Source organism: Streptomyces sp. NBC_01197, from assembly GCF_036010505.1.
GTDB lineage: Bacteria > Actinomycetota > Actinomycetes > Streptomycetales > Streptomycetaceae > Streptomyces.
Genome location: NZ_CP108569.1, coordinates 2,514,768 through 2,539,869, shown reverse-complemented (window position 1 = coordinate 2,539,869; position 25,102 = coordinate 2,514,768). Strand labels below are relative to the sequence as shown.

At 70.9% G+C, this 25,102-nt stretch carries 23 protein-coding genes; 8 read left to right on the top strand and 15 right to left on the bottom strand.

What is annotated here, in order from left to right; genetic code table 11:
* Nucleotides 1–76: 76 nt before the first annotated feature.
* The 5 genes from pcaB to OG452_RS11360 are packed head-to-tail and all read right to left on the bottom strand — an operon-like array spanning nucleotide 77 to nucleotide 6,838.
* Nucleotides 77–1,474 (bottom strand): 3-carboxy-cis,cis-muconate cycloisomerase, encoded by a 1,398-nt coding sequence (gene pcaB / locus OG452_RS11380; RefSeq protein WP_327295502.1) that lies wholly within the window; start codon nucleotides 1,472–1,474, stop codon nucleotides 77–79.
* Between the two features lie 43 nt (nucleotides 1,475–1,517).
* Complete coding sequence (locus tag OG452_RS11375) at nucleotides 1,518–3,497, bottom strand: FAD/NAD(P)-binding protein (RefSeq protein WP_327295501.1); 1,980 nt, start codon at nucleotides 3,495–3,497, stop codon at nucleotides 1,518–1,520.
* Entirely contained in the window at nucleotides 3,494–4,705 is a 1,212-nt protein-coding gene (locus OG452_RS11370) for an FAD-dependent monooxygenase (RefSeq protein ID WP_327295500.1), read from the bottom strand. Before OG452_RS11370 ends, OG452_RS11375 begins: the two co-directional genes overlap by 4 nt.
* A 2-nt stretch (nucleotides 4,706–4,707) precedes the next feature.
* Nucleotides 4,708–6,276: a class I adenylate-forming enzyme family protein gene (locus tag OG452_RS11365; protein ID WP_327295499.1), complete on the bottom strand. Its 1,569-nt coding sequence runs from the start codon at nucleotides 6,274–6,276 to the stop codon at nucleotides 4,708–4,710.
* 19 nt (nucleotides 6,277–6,295) lie between these two features.
* Nucleotides 6,296–6,838, bottom strand: a complete 543-nt coding sequence (locus tag OG452_RS11360; RefSeq protein WP_327295498.1) for an SRPBCC family protein — start codon at nucleotides 6,836–6,838, stop codon at nucleotides 6,296–6,298.
* 163 nt (nucleotides 6,839–7,001) lie between these two features.
* Here OG452_RS11360 and OG452_RS11355 point away from each other — a divergent pair, with 163 nt between their 5' ends.
* Nucleotides 7,002–8,609 (top strand): MFS transporter, encoded by a 1,608-nt coding sequence (locus tag OG452_RS11355; protein WP_327295497.1) that lies wholly within the window; start codon nucleotides 7,002–7,004, stop codon nucleotides 8,607–8,609.
* Here the strand turns inward: OG452_RS11355 and OG452_RS11350 are convergent.
* From OG452_RS11350 to OG452_RS11335, 4 genes are all read right to left on the bottom strand, one after another.
* Nucleotides 8,545–9,375 carry a class I SAM-dependent methyltransferase gene (locus OG452_RS11350; RefSeq protein WP_327295496.1) on the bottom strand — a complete coding sequence of 277 codons (831 nt, stop codon included), beginning with the start codon at nucleotides 9,373–9,375 and terminating at the stop codon, nucleotides 8,545–8,547. The two genes, OG452_RS11355 and OG452_RS11350, sit on opposite strands and share 65 nt — an antisense overlap.
* A gap of 182 nt (nucleotides 9,376–9,557) precedes the next feature.
* A complete protein-coding gene (locus tag OG452_RS11345) occupies nucleotides 9,558–10,049 on the bottom strand; it encodes a DoxX family protein (RefSeq protein WP_327295495.1) in 492 nt (163 codons plus the stop codon).
* A gap of 165 nt (nucleotides 10,050–10,214) precedes the next feature.
* Nucleotides 10,215–11,777 (bottom strand): 4-hydroxyphenylacetate 3-hydroxylase family protein, encoded by a 1,563-nt coding sequence (locus tag OG452_RS11340; RefSeq protein WP_327295494.1) that lies wholly within the window; start codon nucleotides 11,775–11,777, stop codon nucleotides 10,215–10,217.
* Nucleotides 11,778–11,815: 38 nt separating this feature from the next.
* Complete coding sequence (locus OG452_RS11335) at nucleotides 11,816–12,475, bottom strand: FMN-dependent NADH-azoreductase (protein WP_327295493.1); 660 nt, start codon at nucleotides 12,473–12,475, stop codon at nucleotides 11,816–11,818.
* Nucleotides 12,476–12,801: 326 nt separating this feature from the next.
* Here OG452_RS11335 and OG452_RS11330 point away from each other — a divergent pair, with 326 nt between their 5' ends.
* From OG452_RS11330 to OG452_RS11320, 3 genes are read left to right on the top strand one after another with little or no spacing between them, the layout of a single operon-like run.
* Nucleotides 12,802–14,112, top strand: a complete 1,311-nt coding sequence (locus OG452_RS11330) for an aromatic ring-hydroxylating oxygenase subunit alpha (protein ID WP_327295492.1) — start codon at nucleotides 12,802–12,804, stop codon at nucleotides 14,110–14,112.
* Between the two features lie 35 nt (nucleotides 14,113–14,147).
* The gene (locus OG452_RS11325) at nucleotides 14,148–14,633 is read left to right on the top strand and encodes an aromatic-ring-hydroxylating dioxygenase subunit beta (RefSeq protein WP_327295491.1); all 486 of its coding nucleotides are present in this window, start codon (nucleotides 14,148–14,150) and stop codon (nucleotides 14,631–14,633) included.
* Between the two features lie 35 nt (nucleotides 14,634–14,668).
* Nucleotides 14,669–14,905 carry a ferredoxin gene (locus OG452_RS11320; protein WP_327295490.1) on the top strand — a complete coding sequence of 79 codons (237 nt, stop codon included), beginning with the start codon at nucleotides 14,669–14,671 and terminating at the stop codon, nucleotides 14,903–14,905.
* A 256-nt stretch (nucleotides 14,906–15,161) separates the two neighbouring features.
* On the opposite strand, the gene OG452_RS11315 is transcribed toward OG452_RS11320, so the two are convergent.
* The 6 genes from OG452_RS11315 to OG452_RS11290 all read right to left on the bottom strand — a co-directional run bounded on the left by OG452_RS11315 (nucleotide 15,162) and on the right by OG452_RS11290 (nucleotide 21,347).
* Nucleotides 15,162–16,163, bottom strand: a complete 1,002-nt coding sequence (locus tag OG452_RS11315; RefSeq protein WP_327295489.1) for an alpha/beta hydrolase — start codon at nucleotides 16,161–16,163, stop codon at nucleotides 15,162–15,164.
* Between the two features lie 458 nt (nucleotides 16,164–16,621).
* Nucleotides 16,622–18,058: an MFS transporter gene (locus OG452_RS11310; protein ID WP_327295488.1), complete on the bottom strand. Its 1,437-nt coding sequence runs from the start codon at nucleotides 18,056–18,058 to the stop codon at nucleotides 16,622–16,624.
* Nucleotides 18,055–19,062: a hypothetical protein gene (locus OG452_RS11305; RefSeq protein ID WP_327295487.1), complete on the bottom strand. Its 1,008-nt coding sequence runs from the start codon at nucleotides 19,060–19,062 to the stop codon at nucleotides 18,055–18,057. Before OG452_RS11305 ends, OG452_RS11310 begins: the two co-directional genes overlap by 4 nt.
* 179 nt (nucleotides 19,063–19,241) lie before the next feature.
* Nucleotides 19,242–19,874: a GNAT family N-acetyltransferase gene (locus OG452_RS11300; protein ID WP_327295486.1), complete on the bottom strand. Its 633-nt coding sequence runs from the start codon at nucleotides 19,872–19,874 to the stop codon at nucleotides 19,242–19,244.
* Nucleotides 19,875–20,339: 465 nt separating this feature from the next.
* Complete coding sequence (locus OG452_RS11295) at nucleotides 20,340–20,921, bottom strand: Uma2 family endonuclease (RefSeq protein WP_327295485.1); 582 nt, start codon at nucleotides 20,919–20,921, stop codon at nucleotides 20,340–20,342.
* A 90-nt stretch (nucleotides 20,922–21,011) separates the two neighbouring features.
* The gene (locus tag OG452_RS11290) at nucleotides 21,012–21,347 is read right to left on the bottom strand and encodes a YkvA family protein (protein ID WP_327295484.1); all 336 of its coding nucleotides are present in this window, start codon (nucleotides 21,345–21,347) and stop codon (nucleotides 21,012–21,014) included.
* 113 nt (nucleotides 21,348–21,460) lie between these two features.
* Here OG452_RS11290 and OG452_RS11285 point away from each other — a divergent pair, with 113 nt between their 5' ends.
* The 4 genes from OG452_RS11285 (at nucleotide 21,461) to OG452_RS11270 (ending at nucleotide 24,996) form a co-directional block, all read left to right on the top strand.
* Nucleotides 21,461–21,904 (top strand): MarR family winged helix-turn-helix transcriptional regulator, encoded by a 444-nt coding sequence (locus OG452_RS11285; RefSeq protein WP_327295483.1) that lies wholly within the window; start codon nucleotides 21,461–21,463, stop codon nucleotides 21,902–21,904.
* On the top strand, nucleotides 21,901–23,394 hold the full coding sequence (locus tag OG452_RS11280; RefSeq protein WP_442809992.1) for an MFS transporter: 1,494 nt from the start codon (nucleotides 21,901–21,903) through the stop codon (nucleotides 23,392–23,394). The genes OG452_RS11285 and OG452_RS11280 overlap by 4 nt, the downstream gene beginning before the upstream one ends.
* A gap of 8 nt (nucleotides 23,395–23,402) precedes the next feature.
* Nucleotides 23,403–23,954: an isochorismatase family protein gene (locus tag OG452_RS11275; protein ID WP_327295482.1), complete on the top strand. Its 552-nt coding sequence runs from the start codon at nucleotides 23,403–23,405 to the stop codon at nucleotides 23,952–23,954.
* A 289-nt stretch (nucleotides 23,955–24,243) separates the two neighbouring features.
* Nucleotides 24,244–24,996 carry a GntR family transcriptional regulator gene (locus tag OG452_RS11270; RefSeq protein WP_327295481.1) on the top strand — a complete coding sequence of 251 codons (753 nt, stop codon included), beginning with the start codon at nucleotides 24,244–24,246 and terminating at the stop codon, nucleotides 24,994–24,996.
* The last annotated feature ends 106 nt before the right edge of the window (nucleotides 24,997–25,102 follow it).

Below are 25,102 nucleotides of genomic sequence, written 5' to 3'. Positions count from 1 at the left end.
GGGGAAGGGGGCCCCGCCCGGCCACCGCCGGGCCGGGGCCCCCTTGCCGGGGCGGCGTCAGCGGGACGCCATGACCTCACTCCTTCAGCGCCCGATCCACCAGCGGCCCCGCAGCGCCCGTGTAGCGGGCCGGGTCGCACAGGCTCTCCAACTCCCCGGCGGTCAGCCGCCCGACGAGCTCCGGGGCGTCGGCGAGCACCGCGGACAGCGGGCGGCCGGACCGTTCGGCGACTGCGGCGGCCTCGGTCAGCAGGTCACGTGCGGCGGCCCTGCCGAGGGTGCGGCCAAGCACGGCGGCGATCCGTTCCGAGACGACCCGGCCCCCGGTGAGGGCGAGATTGCCGCGCATCCGGTCCGGCCGCACCCGCAGCCCTTCGGCCAGTTCCACCGCGGTGTGCGCCGATCCGCCGGTCAGCCGCAGGCACTCGCGCAGCAGCTGCCACTCCGCGTGCCAGCCGCCGGCCGACCGCTCGTCCTCGACCGACAGGCACTGCGTCAGCCCGGCCGACAGCACCGGGACCTGGAGCGCCGCGCTCCGTATGAGTGTGGCGAGCACCGGATTGCGCTTGTGCGGCATGGCGGACGAACCGCCGCGGCCGGGAGCCCCCGGTTCGGTCAGCTCCGCGATCTCGGTGCGGGAGAGGGTCTGCACATCGAGCGCGATCTTGCCCAGCGTGGCGGCGGTGAACGAGAGCGCCGCGGCGAGATCCGCGATCGGGGTGCGCAGCGCGTGCCAGGGCAGCCGAGGCCGGGCGAGCCCGGTCTCATCGGCGAACGCGTCGGCCAGGGCGTCGGCGTACCCGCCGGGATCGGCGGCGCCCTCCGCGCCCGCGTGGGTGAGGTAGCCGGCCAGGGTGCCGGCCGCTCCGCCGAGCGCCACCGGCAGACCGTCCCGCAGCACCCGGTCCACCCGTTCGGCGGCGTCCAGCACCAGGCTCCGCCAGCCCGCGGCCTTCAGCCCGAAGGTGGTGGGAACCGCGTGCAGGGCCAGGGTCCGGCCGGCCATCACGGTGTCCCGGTGGCGGCCGGCGAGGCGGGCCAGTGCCTCCGCAGTCCGCCCGAGGTCCCGCCGGACCAGCCGCAGCGCCCGGTCGGCGACCAGCATGGCGGCGGTGTCGAAGACGTCCTGGCTGGTGGAGCCGAGGTGCACATACCCGGCGGCGGCGGGATCGTCGGCGGCGACGACCGCGGTGAGTGCCTTCACGAGGCCCACCACCGGGTTGGCTGTCTCCCTTGCCTGCACGGCGAGTTGACGCAGGTCGAAACGGTCGGCCCGGGCCGCGGCGGTGATCGCGGCAGCGGCAGGCGCGGGCAGGGTGCCCAGCCGGGCCTGGGCCCGGGCCAGGGCCGCCTCGGCGTCGAGCATGGCCTGGAGCCACGCCCCGTCGCCGACGGCGGCCTCGACGGGTGTGCCGGCCCGCACGGGGGAGAGCAGGCCGGCATCGGGATCGGAGTGGGGCGGCGGCGTCTTCATATCGGCAATCCCGTTATCGGTACTCCCGGTATCGGTACTCCCGTCATATCGGTACTCCCGTCAGGTCGGTCGGGTCGCTCACCTGGCCGACCGCGGCCGGTTCACGTACCACCGGCGGTACGGCGAGCAGGGCTCGGGCGATGGAGTCGGCGTCGCCGAGCGTCACCGAGTCGGCCCCGGGCCGGATACCGGCCGCGGTGACCCAGTGCACCGCCTCGGTGGGGACGCCGTAGGCGAAGCGGCGCGGGTGGGCCTGCCCGCGCGCGTCGAGCAGCCGGTAGGGGCGCTCGGTGACGGCGAGCCCACCGGTCTCGTGGCTGCCGCCGTGGGCGTCCGGGACGCGGTAGGCGGCGCACTGCTCGGTGCGCAGCAGATGGAGCAGGAGCGGATCCGCGGTACGGCGGAGGTCGGGCACGGGCAGCCGGGCCTCGATGAGTACCCCGGACCGCACCGCGGGCCCCGGGGCGAGGGGCGAGTTGGCGACGAAGCCCGGTGCGGCGGTGTCGATACGCACCTCTGTGCCGGGCCCGGTGACGTCCAGGACGCCCGCCTCGATGAGGGCGATCATCTCCTCGATGCGCGACACCGGTGGGCCGATGGAGAGGAAGGCGTTGAGGGGGGTGTACCACCCGTCGAGCTCGTCCCGGTGCGAGTCGCCCTCCAGGCCGCCGTGGTCCACCGCGAGCCGGATCTCGTTGCGCAGGTCGCGGAGCACGTCCAGGGCAGCCTTCAGCGGCCCGCTGACGTTGCCCGCCTTCGCCTCCGCCACGTCCCGGGCGAGGTACGCCAGCAGCCAGCTCCGGAACTCGGTACGCCCGCCGAACTCCGTACCGGCGCATGGCCGGGCGATCCGCTCCCAGTCCCACCGGTCCGCAGGGGCGATGCCGTGGGCGTCCAGCACCCGGGCCCGCTCGACCGGGTCCGGCAGCGCCACGTACCGCTCCGAGAGGCCGTCCCCTTCTGCCTGCCGCCCCCGGGACGCCAACAGGGCGCCGTAGTAGACCGCTTCGACCTCACGTGAGATCAGCGGCCACAGGTCGGTGCCGAAGCGGACCTGGCCGCCCGTGCGGGTACGGCGGCGCAGCCCGTTGAGGAATCCGGGCGTCAGCAGCCTGGACCGGTACCGGCCGAACGCGCCCTTCTCGTTCTCCCCACGTGCGTGGTGGGGGACCCCGCGGCGGGAGAAGGCGTAGAGGCGGGGCTCCTCCCCGGACGGCCGGTAGCGCAGCCGGCCGCCGTCGCGGACGAAGACGCCGCCGCGGCCGGCGGTGAGCAGCGCCAGATAGTCGAAGAAGTTCAGCCCGAGGCCGCGCAGCAGCACCGGGCGGCCCGGCGCCGCCGCGTTCAGGCCGGTGTCCGCGGGGTTGCCGGGCGGCAGATAGGTGAGGTGATGAATGCGGGCCAGGCTGGCCGTCCGCTCCTCCCGCGGGGTCAGCCGGGCCGGGAGGTGGCCCTGGGCCAGCACCACGGCGTCCAGGTCGTCGAGCCGGGTCCGGTTCTCCAGCCGGACCCCCTGCGCGCCGCCGGGCAGGCCGTGGGTGTCGGCCATGGCCACGGCACGCGACCGGTGTACCTGGACGCGCACATGGCCGGGGGCGAGGGAGACCACCCGGCGGAAGGCGTCCCTGAGGTAGTGCCCGTACAGGGCCCGGCTGGGGTACGAGTCGGGTCCCAGCTGCCGTGCCTCCGCGAGGATGTCCTCGTCTTGGTCGGCCGGGGACCCCAGCATCGCCACGTCCTGTGCCCATGTGTGGAGGCTGGGACCCGGCTCGACCGGCCCGGCGGCGCGCACGCTGGCGTCCGTGTAGACGGTGATCTGTGAGGCCACGGTGTTGGCCAGCAGATGCCGGGACTGCCCGGTCCGCCAGACGGCGCCGGCGCCGGGGGCCTCCGGGTCGACGACGTGCACGGTGATGGCGGGGAGTCCCGGGTCATGCCGGGCGTTGGCGCACAGCCGCTCCAGGACGGACAGGCCGCGGGGGCCGGCGCCGATGATGCACAGCTTCAAGTGCCGGCCGGTCACCGGGCCGCCTCCTGGCGAAGGAGGGCGGGCGGGGCTGCGGTGAAGTCCCGTGCGCCGTGCATCCACGCGAGGCGGTCGTGCAGGTCGGTGGGCGACATCCCGGACAGCGCCTCGTTCCTGGCCGTGGCAGCCGCCCCGGCCGGGTGCCACAGCGCGATGCTCGCGCGGGAGATCCGCTGCACCGCGGCGGTGCGGTCGCGCCGCAGAAGGTTGTACTCCGCGAAGCACCGGGCGAAATCCGCTCCGCCGCCGTCCAGCAGGTCGCCCAGTACCACCGCGTCCTCAAGTGCCTGGCAGGCGCCCTGGGCCGCGTAGTGCAGCATCGGATGGGCCGCGTCCCCGAGCAGGGCGACCGGGCCGTCGGTCCAGTCGTCGACCGGTGCCCGGTCGATCAGCACCCAGGACTTCCACTCCTCACCGAGGGCGAGGAGCTGCCGCGGTGTCTTGTCGAGCACCATGAACAGGTCATGTACGACGTGCTCTCCCACCGGCACGCCGGCGAGCGCCCGGGTGGCGCCACCGTCGTAACTGGCCGCCAGGTTGAGGTACTTGCCCCCCGCGATCGCGTAGTGCACGAAGTGGCACCTGGGCCCTGCCCACCACGTCACGGCGTTCCACCGCAGCTGCTCCGGCACCTGGTCCATCGGGATGATCGCGCGGTAGACGGTGATGCCGGAGACACGGGGCGGACCGTCGCCGACCAGCTGCCCGCGGAGCGCGGAGTGGATGCCGTCCGCCCCGATCAGCGCGTCACCGGTGATCCGCTCCCCGTTCTCCAGGACGGCCGTCGCGGATGTGCCGTCCTGCTCGTACCCGGCGACCGGCCGGCCCGGGCATAGCTCGATCCGCGCCGCGTCACGGCAGGCCGCGAGCAGCAGCCCGTGGAGCTCGCCGCGGTGCACGACCACGTACGGGTTGTCGAACCGCTGCCGGTATCCCTCGGTGAGGGGCACGCTGGTGACGTGCTCACCGGTGACGCCGTCCATCAACCGCAGCTCGTCCACGTGCACCGCGTGGGACCGGACCTCGGCGCCCAGCCCGAGGCGGGCCAGGGCGTGCATCCCGTTCGGCGCCAGCTGGAGCCCGGCGCCGAGTTCGGCGAAGTGCTCGCCGCGTTCGAGCACCGCCACGTCGTGGCCGCGCCGCGCGACGCTCAGCGCGGCGGCCAGCCCACCGATGCCGCCGCCTGCGATGACTACCTTCGCCATTGCTATCGGCCCCGGTTCCCGTTGCTCAGCGCCTCGGCCAGCTCAAGCCGCTTGATCTTGGTGGTGGCGGTCTGCGGCAGATCGGCCTGGCACCACTGGACAGGCTCAGCCATCGGGGCCAGTCCGGCCGTGGCGCGGGCCCACGCGAGCATGTCGAGCGGTTTGTTGTCCCGGGTGCACACCACCGGGACCGCCGTGCCGTCCGGGCCGGGCACGATGATGACCTCCACCAGTTCGTCCAGTGCGGAGAAGAGGGCGTCCTCGGCGGCCAGCGTGCTGCCGAAGCCGGGGATGACATCGACCTCGCGGTCGAGCAGGTGCAGACAGCCCCACCGGGTGCGGTAGCCCACGTCGCCCATCCGCCACCAGGTGTCGTGCTCCTGCCTGGCGTACCGCTCGGATTCGCCCAGGTACGTCAGGACCCTGCCGTTGGTGCGGACCTCGATGTATCCGGGGGACGCCTCGGACACCGGCTGCCCGTCCCGGCTGACCACCCGGACCGTGGTCATGCCGGGGAACGCGTGGCCGACGCAGCGGCCGTCGGCGCCCTTGCCGCGCCGACGGGTGAAGACCCGCCCGACCACCGGCCCGGCCTCGCTCTGGCCGTAGAGCTGGGCGAAGAGCGGCATCCGGTGCCGGGAGGCCCGCAGCATCCGCTGCACGGTCCGGGGGTGGATGGCGTCGAAGGTGCTGCTGAAGTACTTCACCTGCGCCAGCGGCCGCCGCGGGTCGTCCGCCAACTCCTCCCACCGCATGAACGTGTTGGGGTGGGCCTCGACCACTCCCGGGCGCAGCCGTGCGAACAGGTCGGCGGTCCGCCGCGGGTCGTCGTCGGCCAGCAGGACGAGCGGGAAGCCGCGCAGCAGCGCGATGGCCATCGCGGTGAAGAGCCGGGAGTGCACGAAGGACACATGCATCGCCACCGGGCGCCGCTTGCGGACCGGGGCGACCGCAGCGGCCTGCGGCCGGTAACGGGCCTGCAGCGTCCACCCGGTGTGCACGGCCAGCTTCGGCAGGCCGGTGGTGCCGGACGTGTGAGTGATCAGCGTCGGATGGTGGGCGGACACGGTGACCGGCGCCACCCGCTTCGCACCGGCCAGGTCGTGCAGCCGCAGCGCGTCGGGGTGGTCGCCCGCGGCGAGCAGCACCCGGCGCGCGTGGTCGAAGACCGCGGCGGGCAGCTCGCCGTCCAACTTGGCCTGGTCCGTGACGAGATAGGGCCGATCGACCCGGCGTACCAGCTCGGCGACGGTCGCGCCGTCGAGCTTCGGCGACAGCAGCACCGGCACCGCGCCGATCCGGGCCACCATGCAAGCCAGCAGGGTGATGTCGAAGCTGTTCGTCTTGTAGACGACCACCCGGTCCCCCGTGCGGACCCCGGCCGCCCACAGCCGGGACGCGAAGTCGTCGACCATGTCCGCTGTTTCGGCGACGGTCAGCCGACGGCCCAGCTCGGGCGCCAGGTCCAGATCGTGGTCGAGGGCCACGACGTTGGCCGGATAGCGGGCGGCCGCCCGGTCGAAGAGCGTGCCCAGCCGGATTCCGCGATTTCCCACTCGTTGCAGCAGCATGTTCCGCCCCTCCGCCCGGTCACGCCTTCTCGACGATTGCCTTGATGCGGCGCAGCGTGACCTGAAGGTCGCCGGCCAGCTTCCCGGTCCAGTCGGCGAAAAACTTCTTCCTGGTGGTCTCGTCCATCTCCGCGGTGATCCCCCGGATCCCCTCGGTCGCGGCGCCCATGCGCAGGCCGTGCACCAGGACGCAGCCGTCGCCGTCCGGCGTGATCTCGTACGACCAGACGCTGTCCTGCGGGGTCCCGGTGCTGTCCCGCATGGCCCAGCGGAAGGCTCGCCCGGGCTCGGCGGTGACCACCTGCGACTCGGTGCGCCAGGTGCCGCGTACGACCGGTGCCCACGCGACGACGTCCTCGGCACGCAGGTTCTCGCCGCGGAAGACGGCGCCCACCGTCGCGGGTCGGCCGGACACCCACACACCACCCGTGCACTCCGGGCTCCACTCGGTACTCCGCGGCAAATCGCTGACCACCGCGTACACCTCGGCTGGCGTCGCGGCGATCTGTATGCGCGCCCGGACATCGAACAACAGCGGGCTCTCGGTATTCGTTGGGGTCATGGCTCCGAATTTCGTGCGGGGGGCGCCGGCAGTCAAAGAAGGAGCCGTGGGTGCGTCAAGTCGGCCCCTCCTGTACGAGTTGACGAAGCGCCAGGCTGTTTTCCCGCGCGCGGGGGCGCCGGTGCCAGAATCGGCGGCGAGCGAACCGAGGAGGCCCCGCCCGATGGAACGCCGATGGTGGACGCTGCTGGTGGTGTGCGCGTCGATGTTCATGCTGCTGATCGACGTCAACGTGGTCGTCGTCGCCCTGCCGGACATCCAGCACGCGCTCGACGCGAGCTTCGGCAGCCTGCAGTGGATGACGGACGCCTACGCCCTCACGCTGGCCGCGCTGCTGCTCACCGCCGGATTCCTCGCCGACAAGTACGGCCGGCGGCGGGTGTTCGCCGTCGGCCTGGTGATCTTCACCGGCGGCTCGCTGCTCTGCGGCCTCGCGCCGAACGCGTCGATGCTCGTCCTGTGCCGCGCGGTACAGGGGATCGGCGGCGCGATCCTGTCGGCCACCTCCCTCGCCCTGCTCGCCGGTTCCTTCCAGGGCAGGCAGCGGGGGGTCGCCTTCGGCGTCTGGGGCGCGGTCGCGGGCGTCGCGACCGGTCTGGGTCCGGTACTCGGCGGTGTGCTCACCGGCAGCGTCGGCTGGCGGGGCATCTTCCTGGTGAACGTGCCGGTCGGTATCGCCGCGCTGGTCATCACGGTGTGCAGGGTGGACGAGTCCCGCACCCCGGGGAGCGGCCGGATCGACTGGCCGGGCGTGGTGACCCTGACCGCCGGGCTGTTCAGCCTGGTCTACGGGCTGATCACGGCGGGCGAAGCCGGCTGGGGCGGGCGCGCCGTGCCCCTCTGGCTCGGCCTGGCGGTGCTCTGCCTGGTGGCGTTCGCGGTGGTCGAACGGCGGGTGCGGGAGCCGATGTTCAGCCTGGCGCTGCTGCGTATCCCGACCTTTGCCGGCGGCTCGGTGGCGGCCTTCGCGATGAACGCCTCGCTGTACGCGGTCTTCCTCTATCTCGTGCTCTATCTGCAGAACGGACTCGGCGGCAGCCCGCTGGTCACCGGTGTCCGGCTGCTGGCGGGCTCCGCCTGCACCTTCGTCGCAGCCTTCGCCGCCGGCCGGCTGAGCAGCCGGGTGCCGGTGCGGTGGCTGATCGGCCCGGGTCTGGGCCTGGTGGGCGCGGGACTGCTGATGATGCGGGGCCTGACCGCCGGGTCCGACTGGACCCATCTCATACCCGGACTTGCCGTCTCCGGCATCGGCGCCGGCCTGGTCAATCCGCCGCTCGCCTCGACGGCGGTGGGTGTGGTGCCGCCGCAGCGGTCCGGGATGGCCTCGGGAGCCAACCAGACCTTCCGGCAGATCGGTATCGCGGTCGGGGTCGCCTGCTACGGCACGATCTTCGTGGCGTCCCTGCACACGACGCTCCAGCAGCGGCTGGCCGGAGTCCCGGCGCTGCGCGGCCGGGTCGGTCAGATCACCGGTGCGGTGCACCGGGGGACCGCCGATCAGGCGGTGGCACTCGCACCGCCGGACGTCCGCGGCGCGCTGGCCGACGCGATCCGCACCGGCTACGCCGACTCCCTCAACGCCGTGCTGCTCGCCGGCGGGCTGCTGGCGCTGGTGGGCGGCGCGCTGGCCACCGTACTGATCCGCAGCCGGGACTTCCCCGCGTCCCCAACCTCACGGGTCAGTACACCTAGTGCCTGCCGCGGCACTAGCTCCGAGCCAGCAGGAACGACTCCCCGACCTCCGGCAGCAGACCGTCCGGGCGCCCGGTGAAGTAGCGCTCGGTGAGGTCCGCCGTCGACAGGTGCCGCACCTCGCGGAACCCGGCCTCGCGCGCCAGTTGAAGCATCTCGTCGGCGGTGAAGCAGCTGCGGAACCGGATCGGGTGCCGCGGCCTCTCCCCATCGGCGGTGACCGTCTCGGGCGGCAGCAGGAAGGTCATGGCGAAGGTCGAGCCCGGGGCCGTCTTCGCCGCCTTGGCGAGGGTGTCCGCGACCGCGTCCTTGGTGAGGTACATGCTGACTCCGGTGCTGGCCAGCACCGCCGGCCGGCCCGGGTCGAAGCCGGACTCGACCAGCCGCTCCCACCAGTCCTCGTCCGCCTCGAAGTCGACCGGCACCATCCGCAGCCATTCGGGTACGCCGTAGCCGAGCTCGCTCAGCCGCTTCCGCTTCCACTCCTGCGGGCCGTACTGGTCGATCTCGAACACCCGCATCTCGGCGGCACGTTCCGGCTGCCGCTGGGCGAAGGTGTCCAGACCGGCGCCGAGGATCACGTACTGCCGCACGCCGTCGGCGAACCGTTCGGCGACCAGGTCCTCCACGAACCGCGCCCGGGCGACGACGCCCGCGCGGAACCCGCTGGTGGCGTTCTTGCCCATGTCGGGGCGGCGGCGCCAGTTCTCACCCGGCGCGACGAGTTCCAGACCGATCTCGTCCTCAAGGACATGCGGGGGCTCGTCCACCTGGACGTGCATGGCCCGCCACAGGGCCACTCGCGCGGCTGTCGACTCGGGCGCGACGGTTCGCTGGGCAGGCATGACGTACTCGCTCTCGGTTCGTGGTCACCGATCACGCCAGGGCAGGCATCACGCCCGCGCCATTTGTGAGGGGGCGGTTCCACCCTGCCCGGCCGGTGTTCAGGCCGCCCGCACCACCCTGCCGCGTTCACCCGATGGGATGACGCTGCTCGGCTCCCGCGCGGGAGCCGAGCAGCGTGAGATCACTTCTGTTCGTCGCGGAGCAGGCGCCACACGGCCGTCCCGGTGGTGACGCCGAGTGCGAGAGCGCCCAGCCCCCAGGCGGGACCGGTCCGCTCGCGGCCGAGCGCGCGGTCGACGGAGAGCGGTCCCGGGCCGTCCCAGGCCAGGCAGGTCGCGGCCGTGGCCAGTACCAGCGGGTACTCGTAGCCGCCGTTCTCGGCCCACAGGCCCTGCCGCCGGTGCACGGCCGCGGCGTTGACCATCTCCCCGATGAGGGCGGACGCGGCCAGCGGGGTGGCTGTGCCGGTCACCAGGCCCACGCCCGCGGCCAGTTCGGTGACTCCGGCGATGGTTGCCATCATTCGGCCGTTGCGGTAGCCGAACGACTCGAAGGTCTCCGCCGTCCGCTCGTGGCCCGCGCCGCCGAACCAGCCGAACAGCTTCCGGCCGCCGAAGCCGATGGCCAGTCCGCCGACGACGCCCCTGATGATCAACCGGCCCGTGCTCGCCATCGTCGTCCTTCCGTGTTCCCGGCCCGCGCCGGGAATCGAGGTGTCCGCCGTGCGCCGGCCGGGAAGTGGCCGGAGGCTGTAAATGCTAACGCTCCGGTCTCCGGGCCGCCCGGTGACCGCAGTGTGCGAGTGGGGAGATTCCCCGCTCGCACATAGCCTCGGCCGCTACGACGACGGCTGGCTCTTCGCCGGGTACATCCCGGTGAGGGGCTTGGACGGCGGGGGAGGGGCCGCCATTTCCAGTACCTCGGGCGAGAGCGGGATCTCCAGGCTCCGGTCCGAGCCGGCCAGCGCCCGTTCGACCGCCCGGTGGATCTCCGTCTTGTCCGCGCCCAGGTAGAGCCCGGCGGTCAGCCGCACCGGGTCGCCGCTGTAGTAGTTCACGTACTGCATGAGCCGCTGACCGAACCCGTCGCCGGCCACGTCCCAGGCGAGCTTGAACAGCCGGACCCGCTCCTCCGCAGGGACGCCCGGACGGCCCCGCACGAACCGGTCGATGAACGGGCGCAGTTCCTCGTTGGCGAAGTCCCCGCCGGACGGCGCGTAGAAGAAGTTGCCCGCCGCCAGTATCTGGATGACCTCGACCATCCGGCGGTGCGTCGGCGCGGTCTGCATATGGAAGGCCATGATCCCCGGCAGATACGGCACCCAGGTACCGTCGGGCAGTGGCGCGGCCATGGCTTCGGCGCCGTAGAACAGCGTCCGCAGGGTGTCGAGCCGGGAGATCAGGTCGCCCAGCTTCTCCTGGACATGCAGGAAGTTGTCGATCCCGGTCGCGTCGGCGATCTTCGTCGCGATGCCGCACAGCAGCTCCAGCGAGGCCAGGCTCCGGGCGCCGTTGACCACCAGGACACTCGGGTCGCTGCCGAGCACCCGGTTCACCAGATCACGGCTGCCGGGCCGGCCGTCGACGACGACCCGGTCCCACGGGACCAGCACATCGTCGAAGACGGCGATGCAGTCCATCTCCTCGAACCGGCTGCTGAGCGGGTGGTCGAACTCCGTCCGTCCGGCCGGTGCCACGGGTTCGCGGCAGATGAACTTCAGCCCGGGTGTGTCGATGGGTACCGCGAACACCACCGCGTAGTCGTCGTCGCCCGGGGCGATGCCCCCGAAGGGGACGACCACGAGCTCCTCCGCGAACGGTGCCATGGTGCTGAGCATCTTCGCCCCGCGGACGACGATTCCCTCGTCGGTCTCCCGTACCTTCCCCAGGTGCAGGAACGGGTCCTCCTGCTGGGACGAGGTCTTCGACCGGTCGATCGCCGGGTTGATCAGCACATGCGTCAGGAAGAGGTCGTTGTCCCGTACCCGCTCGTAGTACCTGCGGGCGTTCTCGCCGAACCGCTCGTCCAGTTCACCGAAAACCGGCGCGTTGGTGTTCCAGCCCAGGACGAAGGCGTTCATGAAGTCCGGCGTCCGGCCCATCATCCCGAAGGTGTGGTCGGCGCGTAGCTGGAAGTGCCGCCGCTTGGCGACCAGTTCCTCCTTGCTCCGGCTCGGCTGGAACGAGCGCGACAGCCGTTCACCCGTCGTGGGGGACACATAGGTGCAGACGTCGACGTACCGCGGGTCCAGCTGGAGGTCGTACTGCTCCGCGATGGTCCGCAGCGGGCCGGCGAAGACCGGCTCCTCGGTGACGTGCGCGATGCGGCGGCCGTTGAGATAGATCTCGGGGTTGAGCGACTTCAGATTGTCGAGGTACTGCTTCCCCGTCCGTGCGGGCACGATGTCCTCCTTGTCGGGTGGTGGTGGGCAGGTGCGGATCAGCCGGGGAAGGCGCCCTGGAGCAGGGCGAGGTCCCGGCCCGCCGCGCGGGCCTGTTCCTCGGCGGCGATCCGGGTGCGCGAGGCCAGCTCGGTGAACCGGTCCAGCGCCGGATCGAAGCCGACGAGGGTCAACTCGCGTTCCACCACGGTGAGTCGCAGGTTCCAGACATCGCTGAAAATGCGGCGCATCCAGCCGATGGCGTGGTCCCAGCCGTCCCGCGGGGTCCCCGGCCCGTAGGCGCCGCCCCGGGCGGTCAGCAGCACCGCCGGTCTGCCCGTCAGGGGTTTCTCCCCGCTGGGGGCCATCCGCGGATCGGTGATGACGAGGTCCACCCAGGTCTTCAGGTGCTGGGAGACACCGAAGTTGTAGAGGGGCGCCGCGAAGATCATGGCGTCGGCGGCGATCAGCTCGTCGGCCAGCGACGCGGCCAGCGCCACGGCGTCCCGCTGCTCGGGCGTGTGCCGGTCCGGGGGAGCGAACTGGGTCGCCACCGCGGCGGCCCAGGCGGTCGGCGGCAGCGGGGCCTCACCGAGGTGGCGTCGGACCACCGGTACGTCCGGGGCGGCGGCGCGCCACTCCTGCTCAACGAGGTCGGCGAGCGTGCCGGTGCTGGACTGGGTGCCGAGGATGCTGGTGTCCAGCCGGAAGAGAGACATCACGAACTCCGAGGTCGGGTGGGTGCGGGCGCGCCGGGAACATCAGCCCCGCCCCTGCGGGCGGCGTCCGGGAACGGCTGGAGGCGAGGCCGGCCGGTGTTCTCCTGCGCAGGTCGATGCCCCGTCCGAGAGTCATCGCGAATCCGTCGCCTGTCAATGAAGGCGGGAAATGTTCCAGGCGTTTGTCCGACTGGGTAATTTCCCCAGTCGGACAAGGGGGTCCGGCGCTTCGCTGATCATTGACGATGAACTCACACGGTTGCCACAATCGTCACGAATCTTGTGCGGGCATGCCGACGTTCGCGTGCCCATATGGAGGTGGCAACATGAAGTTGAGCCCGGATTTTCGCGCCGATCTCGCCACGGGGGTGGTGGACCGGGAAATCTACACCAGCGAGAAGATCTTCGAGCTGGAGAAAGAAAGGATATTCGCCCGGAGTTGGCACTACGCCTGCCTTACCCGTGATCTGAAGAAGCCCGGCGATTACTTCACGGTTTCCATCGCCGATCAGCCGGTGCTCGTGATACGGGGCAATGACGGGGAGATCCGCGCGTTCCACAACGCCTGTACCCACCGGGGCGCGATCCTGACCGGCGAGCGGTGCGGCAACCAGGGCCAGGTTCTCAAGTGCATGTACCACGCCTGGGCGTTCAATCTGAAGGGCGATCTCACCGGTGTGCCCTACGAGGAGGGCTACGGACCGGACTTCGACCGCGGTGCCTACGGCCTGAAACCGGTGCACTGCGACACCTTCCACGACCTGGTCTTCGTCGCGCTCCGGCCGACGGTGCCGTCACTCACCGACTTCCTCGGCGAGATGAGCGACCACCTCGCGCCGTATGTGCAGGGCATCGAGCCGATCGGCCGCAACAGCTGGATATACCAGGGCAACTGGAAGTTCTGGCACGAGAACTTCCAGGACGACTATCACGCCGAGTTCACCCACCGCAGCATCCGCGACCTGCTGGCCGGCACCACCGCGCGCGGCTGGAACTGGGGCGCGGCGCCGGGGCACTCGGTCCTCCAGTGGGCCTTCCCTCCCCTCGACCCGCCGAAGTACGCCCGCGCCCTCCAGCGCTTCAGCGGCGTGGACTTCTCGGACGGCACCATGCCGGTCGGCTGGAGCAGCATGCTCGCCCAGGGACCGCCCGGTCCGCCCGAGGGCTTCGAGGGCGGCGGGCCGCCGGAGGGCTTCGAGGGCTTCGAGGGCGGCGGGCCGCCGGAGATCCGGCAGGAAGTGCTCGCGCTCTTCCCCAACCTCGACGTCCAGCCCGGCCCCAAGGACACCCCGCGCGGCATGAAGGCCGGGTACATCCAGACGGTCACCCCGCTCAGTGTCGACAGCGCCCGGGTCGACATCACCGTCTACTCGGACATCGAGGACGACGAGGCGACGCGGCAGGAGCTGCTGGAGAACCTTGCCGACACCCAGGGCTCGTGGGGCAAGCTCAGCTGCGACGACACCGAGGCGGCAGCCCGCTGCCAGATCGGCGTGCGCGGCGAGGGCGGCCAGTACAACCTCTTCACCCGTGGGGTCGCGCCCGGCCGTGGCGGTGAGGGCGCCGACGTCCGGGACGAGTACTCGCAGCGCGAATTCTTCCGGGTCTACCAGCAGTACCTCCAGGACGAGTCGTGAGCAGCCCGACGACGGAAGGAAGGCGCGACGCCGTTATGGCCACTGTGGTATCGACCTCACCCGGCCTGCGCAGCGAGGTCGAGGACCATTACGTGTCCTACGCCCTGACCATGGACGACAAGCGCCCCAATGACTGGGTCGCCCTGTTCCTCGGCACCGGGCTGTACGCCGTCGGCACGCACAACAACGTCTCGACGACCGGCATGTGGTGGTACACCGACCGGGGACTGGGCGCTCTCAAGGAGCGGGCCGCCTATATGAACGGTTATCTGCGCCACAACCCGACCCGCACCCTGCACACCGTCACCAACGTGCGCGCCCGGGAGACCGATGACGGCCGGATCAAGGCCGAGGCGTATGTCGTCCTGTACGTCACCGACCGCATCGAAATGTCCCGCTTCCATGTCTGCGGACGCTACGACGACGTCCTCACGCGGACGGACGAGGGGCTCCGCTTCGTCGAGCACCGCGTCGTCCTCGACCCCGAGACCCTGCCCGGCAACATGGGCGTACTGCTCTGATGCCGCTGCGCCGGGAGCCGGGCGGGGAGAGACGGGTGGCGCGCGTCGAGGTGGATCTGACCCGTTGTGCGGGGTACGGCCACTGCGTGGACGCCGCTCCCGAGGTCTTCCGGATGAGTGACGTCGCGGAGGTCGCCGAGGTACTGCGGCCCGAGCCAGGACCCGAACTGGCCGACTCCGTACGCGAAGCGGCGCGGGTCTGCCCGGCCAACGCGGTGTTCCTGTTCAAGGACCGGTCGCCCGGGTCGGACGGAGACGAGCCGGCCGGATGAGCGGGTGACCCCGTCGGCGGCCTGAGCTCCGCTCGATGTCAGTGGGGGCACGTCCTGCCCGATGGCACCCTTACCGGGGGCCGTCGGGCATTCGTGTGTACGGCGCCGCGCCCGGACCGGGGCCCGCGGGCATCCGTGTGTCCGTCCGGTCGCCGCGTCCGGACCCGAGCCCCCGGGCGCCGTGCCACTGGGCACGGTGGACCGGGGGCTCCGGTTCAGTGCCGGCTCCCGGTGCGCTCCGGGAGCCGGACGGCTGTCATCCGTGTCCGACGACCCGGTCCAGCCAGCACCTGGCCGCCGTCTGGTAGATGCCGGTGTCCGGCACCAGGTTCAGGCCGTGCCCGGAGTTCGGGAGCAGGAGCGCTTCGAAGCTGGGCGCGGAGGTCCAGAACGGCGCCTCCTGGGCGCGCAGGGCCGCCGTGGACGTGCAGTCCTCGTAGCCGGCGCCGCACATCAGCGGGTCGTGGTCGCCGAGGGCGAACATGACCGGGACGTTGATCGCCTTGCTGACCGACGGATCGGTGATCAGCGGGTCGCTCGCCTCGCCGAAGACATTGGCGTCCTTGGTGAGTTCGTCCGTGGCGAGCACACCCGGGTCCATCGGCTGGTCGGCGTAGAAGACGGTCTTGCGGCTGCCGGGCTTGGTGGTGGCGTAGCCCGCGTCGTACTGGTGCCGGCCGCCGATCACCGGGTCGGTGTTCGGGTCCTGGCCGTTGTCGATGATCGCCTGGGTGCCCGCCGGGTTGTTGTAGTGGCCCAGGGCGGTGACCAGCAACGCGTTGACGTCGTGGTACGTCGAGGCCTCGATCTCCGACACCGCGGAGCCGAGGGAGTAACCGCCCATCACCACCTTGCTGAAGGCGGTTCCGCCTATTCGGCCGGCCCGCAGGTCCTGTACGACCTTGTGCATCTGTCCGGCCTCGACGGTCAGGTTCAGCTGGGAGCTCGGCGGGACTGTGCTGTTCCCCGTGCCGAGCCGGTCGACGACGAAGGTGGCGTACCCGGCCCGGTTCAGCATCCGGCTGAACGAGTAGGTGCCCGGCTTATAAGGAAAGTCCCAGTAGTTGTGGTTGTACGTGGCGCCGTGCACCATCGCCACCACGGTGCCCGGTGACGTCCCGGCCGGACGGCACAGCTCGCCCCACATGTGCCCGGTGCCCGAGCCCAGCGGGACTGTGACGGTGGTGGCCTGGCAGTCCGGGGTGGCGGCTTCGGAGGCGGTGGCGGAACCCGCGACGCCGATTGAGAGAAGCGTCACCGCGGCAGATACCGCCGCGACACGCCGGAATGCGGAGACCGTCCGCTTCTTCATCGAGTCCGTCCTCACTTCGTCGAATCTGTCGAGACCGGCGGCAGGTGCCGGTCGCACCGGCCGGACCGGTCGGACCGATCCGGCCATTTCCGTTATCGCTGTTCCGTATTCGGAGAAAGGGAGGAGGCATCCGGAAATGCCTTTCCGGCGTCGTGTCTCACAGCGTCGGCGCGAAAACCCCGTCGTGCTACGCCGGTCTGCTCGCGAGCAGGAACGGGGAAACAGGAACGGTGAAAAGGGATCGCGCACGCGTTGATTTCCCCTGGGCCGGCCACAATCGGGCCTGCGATACTGCGCGAGCATAATCGCCCGATGTCGCGCCCGGATACCCTTCCCAGTTGGTCAGATTTCCGCGTGGTTCCCGGCGCGACGCGCTCATGGCGACGCCCGCCAGCCCGCCGCCCTCAGGAATCCGCGGCCAGGTGGCGCGGAGGACGCCGGTGGCGGCCCTCGGGCTCCGGCACGAGGGCGATGCTGACGCGGGGGCCCCGCCGTCCGACCAGCGACACCGACATCGCGCGGGACGCCGTCATCACCAGGACGATCGCAGCGACGACCAACGTCACCGCAGCCCCGCCCAGCGCGATCGCCGGACGTGGGCCCCATGTCTGCGCCACCCAGGTCGCGGCAAGGGTGCCGAGGAACCAGCCCGCCCGGTAGACGAGTTGGAAGATCGCCATCACCCGGCCGCGGAACTCCGGCAGCGTCTGGAGCTGCGCCAGGCTGAGCAGGCCCGCCCGCAGGACGAGGGAGACCACCCCGACCGGCAGCAGCACGAGGCCCAGGGTCAGCAGGGACGGCATGGCCGAGGTGGCGAGTTCGAGTACCCCGAGCAGCAGGCTGCCCACCAGCACCGTGCCCAGCACGACATTGGTGCGCCAGGTCAGCCAGCCCCCGACGAGGGAGCCGACCGAGATGACGGCGAGCAGGATGCCGTACGCCCCGGCCTGCGCCGTGAGTTCGGTGGAAGTCAGCAGGAGCAGCAGAGAGGGGAGACTCGTGCCGAAGAGGCCGACGGTACCGATGACGAGCAGCAGAAGCGTGAGGCCGGGACTGTGCCACACGTACCCCCACGCGCTGCGCACCCGGGGGCGCCCGCCCGTACGGCGGGGACGGACGTGGAGTTGTGCCGGGCGGACGAGGAGGAGCGCGGTGAGCATCGTCAGATAGGAGAGCCCGTTCAGCAGCATCACCCCGCCCAGGCCCACCGCTCCCATGAGAGGGCCCGCCAGGGAGGAGCCGACGACCAACGACAGGTTGAGGATGACGTTGTTGAGCGTGACCGCCCGCCTGAGCAGGGCATCGCCCGCGACTTCCGAGACGAAGACCTGCTCCGTCGGCAGACCGATCGCGTTGATGGTGCCGACGCAGAGCGCGCCCGCCACGAGGTGCCACACCGCGAGTGAGCCGCTGCGCGCCAACATGCTGAGCAGCAGGGTCAGCAGAGCCAGCAGCGAGTGGGTGCACAGCAGAACCCGGCGCGGCGGGAAGCGGTCGGCGGCCAGGCCGCCCACCTGGCTGAACAGCAGCATCGTGAAGATCGGCGCTGCGGTGACGACGCCGAGCGCCAGGGCGTTGTGGCTGAGCTGGTACGTGAACCAGCCCAGCGCCACGAGCTGAGTGTTGGTGCCGATCTGGGACACGATCAACCCGGCGTAGTACAGCCGTGGATTGCGGGACGCCAGGAGCCCCGGCGCCCGTACACCCGGGGTCGGGCGGGTCGTCCCGGCCGGGGTGGTTTCGGCCGTTCCGCGTGCTGCCCCGTCCGTTGGTCCGCCCGGCCCGCGTGCCGCCCCGTCCGCTGACCCGTCCGTCGTCCCGCCCGTTGTCCCGTCCGTCATCCGGCGACCTGCGCGTACAGGCCGGAGACTCCCTCCACGAAGGCACCGGCCGACAGCCGTTCCTCCGCCAGCGCTCGCACGGCCTGCCGGTCGCTGTCCAGTGCCTCGCGGATGTCCGTCATGACGAGGGACGGGTCGCGGTCGCTGTCGGCGCCGGTGAGGTTGTACCGCAGGAGGGAGGCGATGTTGTCCGCCGTGACGGGGCCGGCGTAGTGGTGGCCCGCGCAGAGGGTCGGAATGCCCGTCGCCATGGCCTCCATCGCACCGCGTCCGAGCGAGATGACCACGTCCATCTCCCCGAGCAGGTTGGGTATCGACTGGCACGGAACGTGGTTGATGAGGATGATCTCGCTGCCGAAGCGGTCGCTCGTGTCCCAGAACCCCGGGCCGTCGCCCGCCACGTACACGAGCAGCTCCTCGCGGTCCATGTTCTCGATGATCCGGCCGAGGAGGGCCTCGCGCCCGGAGTCCATCCGGCAGTAGAGCAGGACCCGGGGCCGCCGCGCGCCGCTCGTGGTGAGAACGGCGGGGAAGCGCTCCAGGTCGATGCCCTGGTGGAGGAGGACCGCCCGGTCCGCGGGAAGGTACTTCTGCTGCAGTGACAGCGCGTTCTCCGTCATGCAGAGGAAGCGCGCGCACCGCGAGACGAGGTAGTCGGACGAGCGGCGGCCCGCGTGGTGGACGATCCTGAACGCCGGTATGCGTTCATCGAAGTGCATCAGCATCTCGTCGGGCACCTCGTCGACCAGGATCAGATCGGTCTTGCCCGACGGATCGATCTCCTCCGTCACGGTGACGGAGTCCATGCCGCGGAACGTCGAGGTCAGCGCGAAGCTGTCGGGGGTGTCGACGATGAGCAGTACGGTGTGGCCCGCTCTGCTCATGGTCCCGATCAGGTCGAGGACGAAGCTTTGCTGGCCGTAGGTGTGGAAGCGCCCGTGCTGGCTGTACTTTCCGTCGTAGATCGCGTTGCTGCCGGTGGCGAGCAGGTAGGTGATGTGCACGCTTCCTCATCGGGTTGCTGAGTGTGGGGGGGCGTGGAGCGTGGACGGTGCCCTGTGCCGGGCACGCCCCGGGGCGGCGGCTCGGTACGGAGCCGCCGCTCGTTCACCGGAGGTGGTGGCGGGGTGTCCTGTCGGGGGGATCAGGCGCGCCGGCCGAGGCGCGCGGGCGGAGGGCGGGGTCAGGCACCCTTCGGGTACTGCTCGAAGCCGAAGCGCCGGTCGAACTCGTCCTGGCGGTCCTTGTCGAAGAAGCGCACCATCTTGACCATCGGTCCCCAGCGCTCGTCCAGGCTCATGCCCTCGATGCTGAAGCCGTGCTTGAGCTGGAAGATCATCGCGCTGCGGTTGCTCGGGTGGTGCTCGGACGTCACCCGCTCGTATCCGAGCGCCTGCAAGTACTCCAGCAGCTTGACGTAGCAGAGGGCGGCGACGCGCTGCGCGCGGTATTCGGGCAGCATCCCGCTGGTGCCCAGGTAGAAGGTGTCGGGGTCCGCCATGCGGCCCTTCATCCACCCCATCACCTTTCCCTCGCCGTCCTCGATGAGGATCCGCTCCTGGTGGAGCGTCCGGTATTCCGCGGCCAGTTCCTCCGACTTGGGGCGGTACGGGTAGGCCTCCCGGTCGGGGAAGACGGACGCGTAGATCTGTCCCACCGCCTCCCGGAACGTCGCTTCATCGACGCACCGGCCGGTTCCGCTGCCCGCGCCCGGGAGCCGCACGGGAAAGAAGCGGCGGCGTATGTCGTCGATGGTTTCGACGGTGTCGAGGGTGCTGGTCCTTTCGAGGGTGTCGAGGGTGTCGGAAGAAGCCATGGAGTTCACTTTGGGTCTGTCCTGTGTCATGGACGGGCGGCACGGTGGCCGCGGCGGGCAGCACGGGACGGCGCGGTGCGGGCCCGTACGGTGGGAAGGACGGCGTCCGGGGGGCAGAAGGTTCCAGCGGTCGGCCGGTCAGTTGATCAGGGGCCCGGGGAGGGCATGTACTCCCCAACTGCGCTGCTGCGCGGACGTGTCATGCGGCACGTCACACGCCAACTCCTCAACTCCCCGTCTGTGGATGGTGTCCCCTTCCGTTTTCTCGCATCACAGGATCCGATGATCGAAACGGCGGAAAAGTTCACCACCCCGGCGAGACCGTCGAGGAGCTCGTGGGAGTACCTCGCGAAGGGCCACTCAGAGGCTTGTTGGTCCGTTGCGGTTGGTACGCCCTGGCGGTGGCGCGACCAACGGCGCGTCGCCGGGGGGCGGTGTCCAACGCCCCCCGGAATCCCCCTGAGATCAGGGTTTTCTGCCGGGTGCGATACGGTCCAGATCGATCTCGACGGTGACGGGAACGGTCCGCCTCAGCACGCCGCGCACGATTCCGGCCGGGGCGTACGTCCCGGTCGGACCGTCCAACTCGTATACGTGCGCGACGGGAACGGAACTCTCGTCCTCGACGCGCCAGTAGTGCCTGATCCCGGCCTCTGCGTACTTGCGCAGCTTGACCGTCCGATCACGGTGGGCGGACTCGGGTGAGACGACTTCGACCACGAGCAGCACGTCCGCCGGTGCGTACCATGTCCGGTCCGGATCGTACGGAGCGCTGGTCAGCAGAAGGTCCGGCTCGGGACGGTTGCGGGCGTCCAGGCGGATCGTCATCTCCCGCTCGACCTCGATACCGTCAGGCACCTGCTGCATCAGTGCCGTGGTCAGGCCAGTGACGACACGGCCGTGCCAGGACCGCTGCGGGGACATCATGAAGACGAGTGCTCCGTCGATCAGCTCGGTGTGGCGTGGTGCTTCCGGCAGCCGGTCCAAATCCTCCGCGAACCAGCCCTCGGCGCGAGGCGGAAGCATCCAGTCGGGGAGCGCGGTCATGCTCCAACCCTAGCGGCCGTGCTACCTGGCGGCCATGAGATCCCTTGCAGGCGGCGGGATCCCTTCACGAGAAGATCCGGCCACTTCCGATTACTGAGCGGGCGGCCCTACCGTGCCAAATTTGTCCTCCGGGTGCCCAGGCTGCTTCCGCGGGACTCCCCGGCGGGCCGCCCGCTCCAGTGAGTGCAGTGCGAGCAGCAGGACGCCGATGTCGTCCAGGTAGACCGGATCGGGGAGGAGGTCCACCGGGCTGATCGTGTAGATCAGCGCACCCCAGAAGGCGAGCTTGTTCTGCAGCGGGATGCCCGCCTCGCGCAGGAAGCGCCGGGCGCGGAACAGGCGTACGGCGAGGGCGACCGTGACCGCAAGCATTGCCAGAAGTGCGAGCGCGACGACTGCCAGCAGCGCTTTCGGATGGAAGTCCATGTGAGTACGGGTACCCGGCGGCCGGAACGCCACGCTGATGCGACCGGGGTGTGTGGAAAGTAGTTGGACAGGGAAACTTGCAAGGCTGCCTGTCTAACTTTTACGGTGGGGTCATGGCCACCTCTCACGACGACCCCACCCCCGAGCAGATCGCAGCGGAGCTCGCGGTCGCTCTCGGGCACGTCGCGCGGCGGCTGCGGCGGACGTCTCCCGGGCTTGAGCTGACGCACTCCCAGCGGTCGGCCCTCTCCCTGCTGGACCGGGAGGGCTCGATGACCACGGCCGCCCTGGCCCGCGCCGAACTCGTCAGGCCCCAGTCCATGCGGCTGACCGTCGCCGCCCTGGAAGCCCGTGACCTGGTGGAGCGCGCCCCCGATCCGACGGATGGGCGGCAGTCGGTCATGTCGCTCACCGATCTCGGCCGCCGCACGCTCGAAGGCGTACGCGCCGACAAGCAGGGCTGGCTCGCGCTCGCCATCAGCGATGAACTGGACCCGGCGGAGCGGCGCACGCTCACCGACGCCGTCGCACTGCTCGAACGGCTGGTGCAGAGGTGACGGATGCGGGCATAGGCGCGGACGCGGACATAGGTACAGGCGCGGACACAGGTACAGGTGCGGACCCGGTCACGGGCAACCGTCGGGGCACCGGCCCGGCCCTCGCCGCCGCCACCGGCCCCGCCCCCAGCGCCGGATTCGGGGCCCGCCTCACCGCCCCCCTGCTGCTCGGCTCGCTGCTCAATCCGCTCAACACCACCATGATCTCCACCGCCCTGGTGTCGATCGGCCATCACTTCGGGATCGGCGCTTCCAGCACCGTCTGGCTGGTGTCCGTGCTCTACCTGGCCAGCGCCGTAGCCCAGCCCGTGCTTGGCAGGCTCGCCGATTCCATCGGGCCGCGCCGGGTCTTCCTCGCCGGGCTCGCCATCGTGGCCGCCTCCGGGCTCGTCGGTGCTGTCGCCCCCGGCTTCGGCTGGCTGATCGCTTCCAGGCTGCTTCTCGGAATCGGCACGTCCGCCGCCTATCCGGCTGCCATGGCCGTACTGCGCTCCGAGTCCCGCAGACTCGGCCGCCCCACCCCCCGTACCGTCCTTGGCCGCCTCTCCTTCGCCGCGCTCGGCAGCGCGGCGGTCGGCCCCACCCTCGGCGGGCTGCTCGTCGCCACCTGGGGCTGGCGGGCGATCTTCGCCATCAATGTGCCGCTCGCGTTCATCGCGTTCGTCTGCGCCATGTGGTGGATCCCCAAGGACGACGGCCGGCCGGTGGCCGCCGGCGCGACGCGCGAACCCGCCGGGCTCGACCCGCTCGGCATCGTGCTCTTCACCGGCACCCTCACCGCCCTCGTCTTCTTCCTCCTCGACCTGTCCCACCCGGTGTGGTGGCTGCTCGGCCCCGTCGCCGTACTCGCCGCCGTCCTCACCTGGTGGCAGCTGCGGTGCCCGAACCCCTTCATCGATCTGCGGATGCTCGGCCGCAACCACGCACTCGCCCGCACCTATCTCCGGCACGGCCTGAGCTATCTCGTCATCTACTGCGTGATGTACGGATTCACCCAGTGGCTGGAGGAGGGTCGCGGCTTCTCCTCCCTGCACACCGGTCTGCTGATGCTTCCCATGTCCGTGGCCGCGCTGGTGTGTTCGCTGCTCGGAGCCCGTACGAAGGGGATCCGGGCGCCGCTCACCACCGCCGCCGTACTGGTCACGGCGGGCAGCGCCCTGTTGATCCTCGCCACCGGCGCCACCCCGGTCGCCGTACTGCTCCTCACCGGGGCCTGCTTCGGCATCCCGCAGGGGCTGATCGGCACCAGCAACCAGGCCGCCGTCTACCAGTACGCCCCCGCCGACGCGGTCGGCTCGGCCGCCGGCCTCCAGCGGACCGCTCAGTACATCGGCGCCATCACGGCCTCCAGCCTCATCGCCCTCGCCTACGGGCAGCGGGCGAGCGACGGCGGACTGCATCTGATGGCCGCCGTCTCCGTTGTCCTCGGTCTGGTGCTCGTCGCACTGACCGTCTCCGACCGGGCGCTCCGTGCCCGTAACCGAAAGTGAGCCACTCCATGACAGCCACCACCCTCGACACCCGGACCGCGCTGATCCTCGTCGACCTCCAGAAGGGCATCGTCGGCCTGCCGACCGTGCACCCCGCCGCCGAGATCATCGAGCGTGCCGCGCGGCTGGCCGACGCCTTCCGCGCGCACGACCTGCCGGTCGTCCTCGTACGCGTCACGGGCGGCGCACCCGGCCGCAACGAGTCGCCCGCCCGGCAGGGCACGCCCCCGGCGGACTGGGCCGAGCTGGTCCCCGAGCTGAACCAGCAGGACACCGACATCGTTGTCACCAAGCAGACCTGGGGCGCCTTCTACGGCACTGACCTCGACATGCAGCTGCGCCGCCTGGGCGTCACCCAGGTCGTCCTGGGCGGGATCGCCACGGCCATCGGCGTCGAGTCGACGGCCCGCTCGGCGCAGGAGCACGGGTACCACGTGACCGTCGCCACCGATGCCGTCACCGACATGGACCCGGAGGCCCACCGCAACGCCGTCGAGCGGATCTTCCCGCGCCTCGGCGAGACGGACACCACCGACGCGGTCATCAAGCTGCTCGGCTGATCACCGGCCCGATCACCCAACGTGGTTGCGACGCACCGCCGTTCAATTCGATGCGGTGCGCCGCAGCCGCGTTCGTCGTTCCCCGAGGCCCCACCGGCTCGCGCTGAGCGCCGATCGCCGATCGCCGATCGGTCAGCGCTGAACGAAGTCGACCAGCTGTGCCCTGCCGACGGAGGGTTTCGCCGGGCACTCTTCATCACTTCGGGTGAAACTCAGGCCCCTGCTTGCGGCCAACAACCCACGGTTGTCACGCTGTTGCGGTCTGTCAACCTGCATGGGGGAGTGGCCAGTGACTTTCGGTGAGCAGCCGGCCTATCTGCGCGTCGCGAGTGATCTTCGGCAGAAGATCACCGACGGCTCGCTGCCACCGCACACGAGACTGCCCTCACAGGCCCGCATCCGCGAGGAGTACGGGGTCTCCGACACGGTCGCACTCGAAGCGCGCAAGGTACTGATGGCCGAGGGGCTGGTCGAGGGCCGCTCCGGATCCGGCACGTATGTCCGGGAGCGCCTCGTCCCGCGCCGCATCGCCCGCTCCGGCTACCGGCTGCCCGACGGTGCGACGCCGTTCCGTCAGGAGCAGGCCGACGAGAGCGTGCGCGGCACCTGGGAGTCCAGCAGCGAGCAGGACTTCGCGGACACCGACGTCGCGCTGCGGCTCGCCATTCCTTCGGGTGAGCGGGTGATGCGCACGCGGTACGTCTACCGCGACGCAGGCGAGACGATGATGCTGTCCACCTCCTGGGAGCCGCTGGCGATCACCGGGCGTACACCGGTGATGCTCCCCGAGGAGGGGCCGCTCGGCGGCTGCGGCGTCGTGGAACGGATGGGCGCGATCGACATCGTCGTGGACAACGTCGTCGAGGAGGTCGGCGCCCGGCCCGGTCTGGCCGAGGAACTTCTCGCACTCGGCGGCGTGCCCGGTCATGTGGTGGTCGTCATCTCCCGTACGTACTACGCGTCCGGGCGGGCGGTGGAGACGGCGGACATCGTCGTCCCGGCCGACCGCTACCGCATCGCGTACCACCTGCCGGTGAAGTGAGCCGCCGGGCCGGGTGATGCCCGGCCCGGTTGACGCGGGGCCAGTTGACGCCGTTTCTTGACGGGGAGTTGGGCGAGCTGGGCCCGAATCCGTTGCGGCGCCTGCT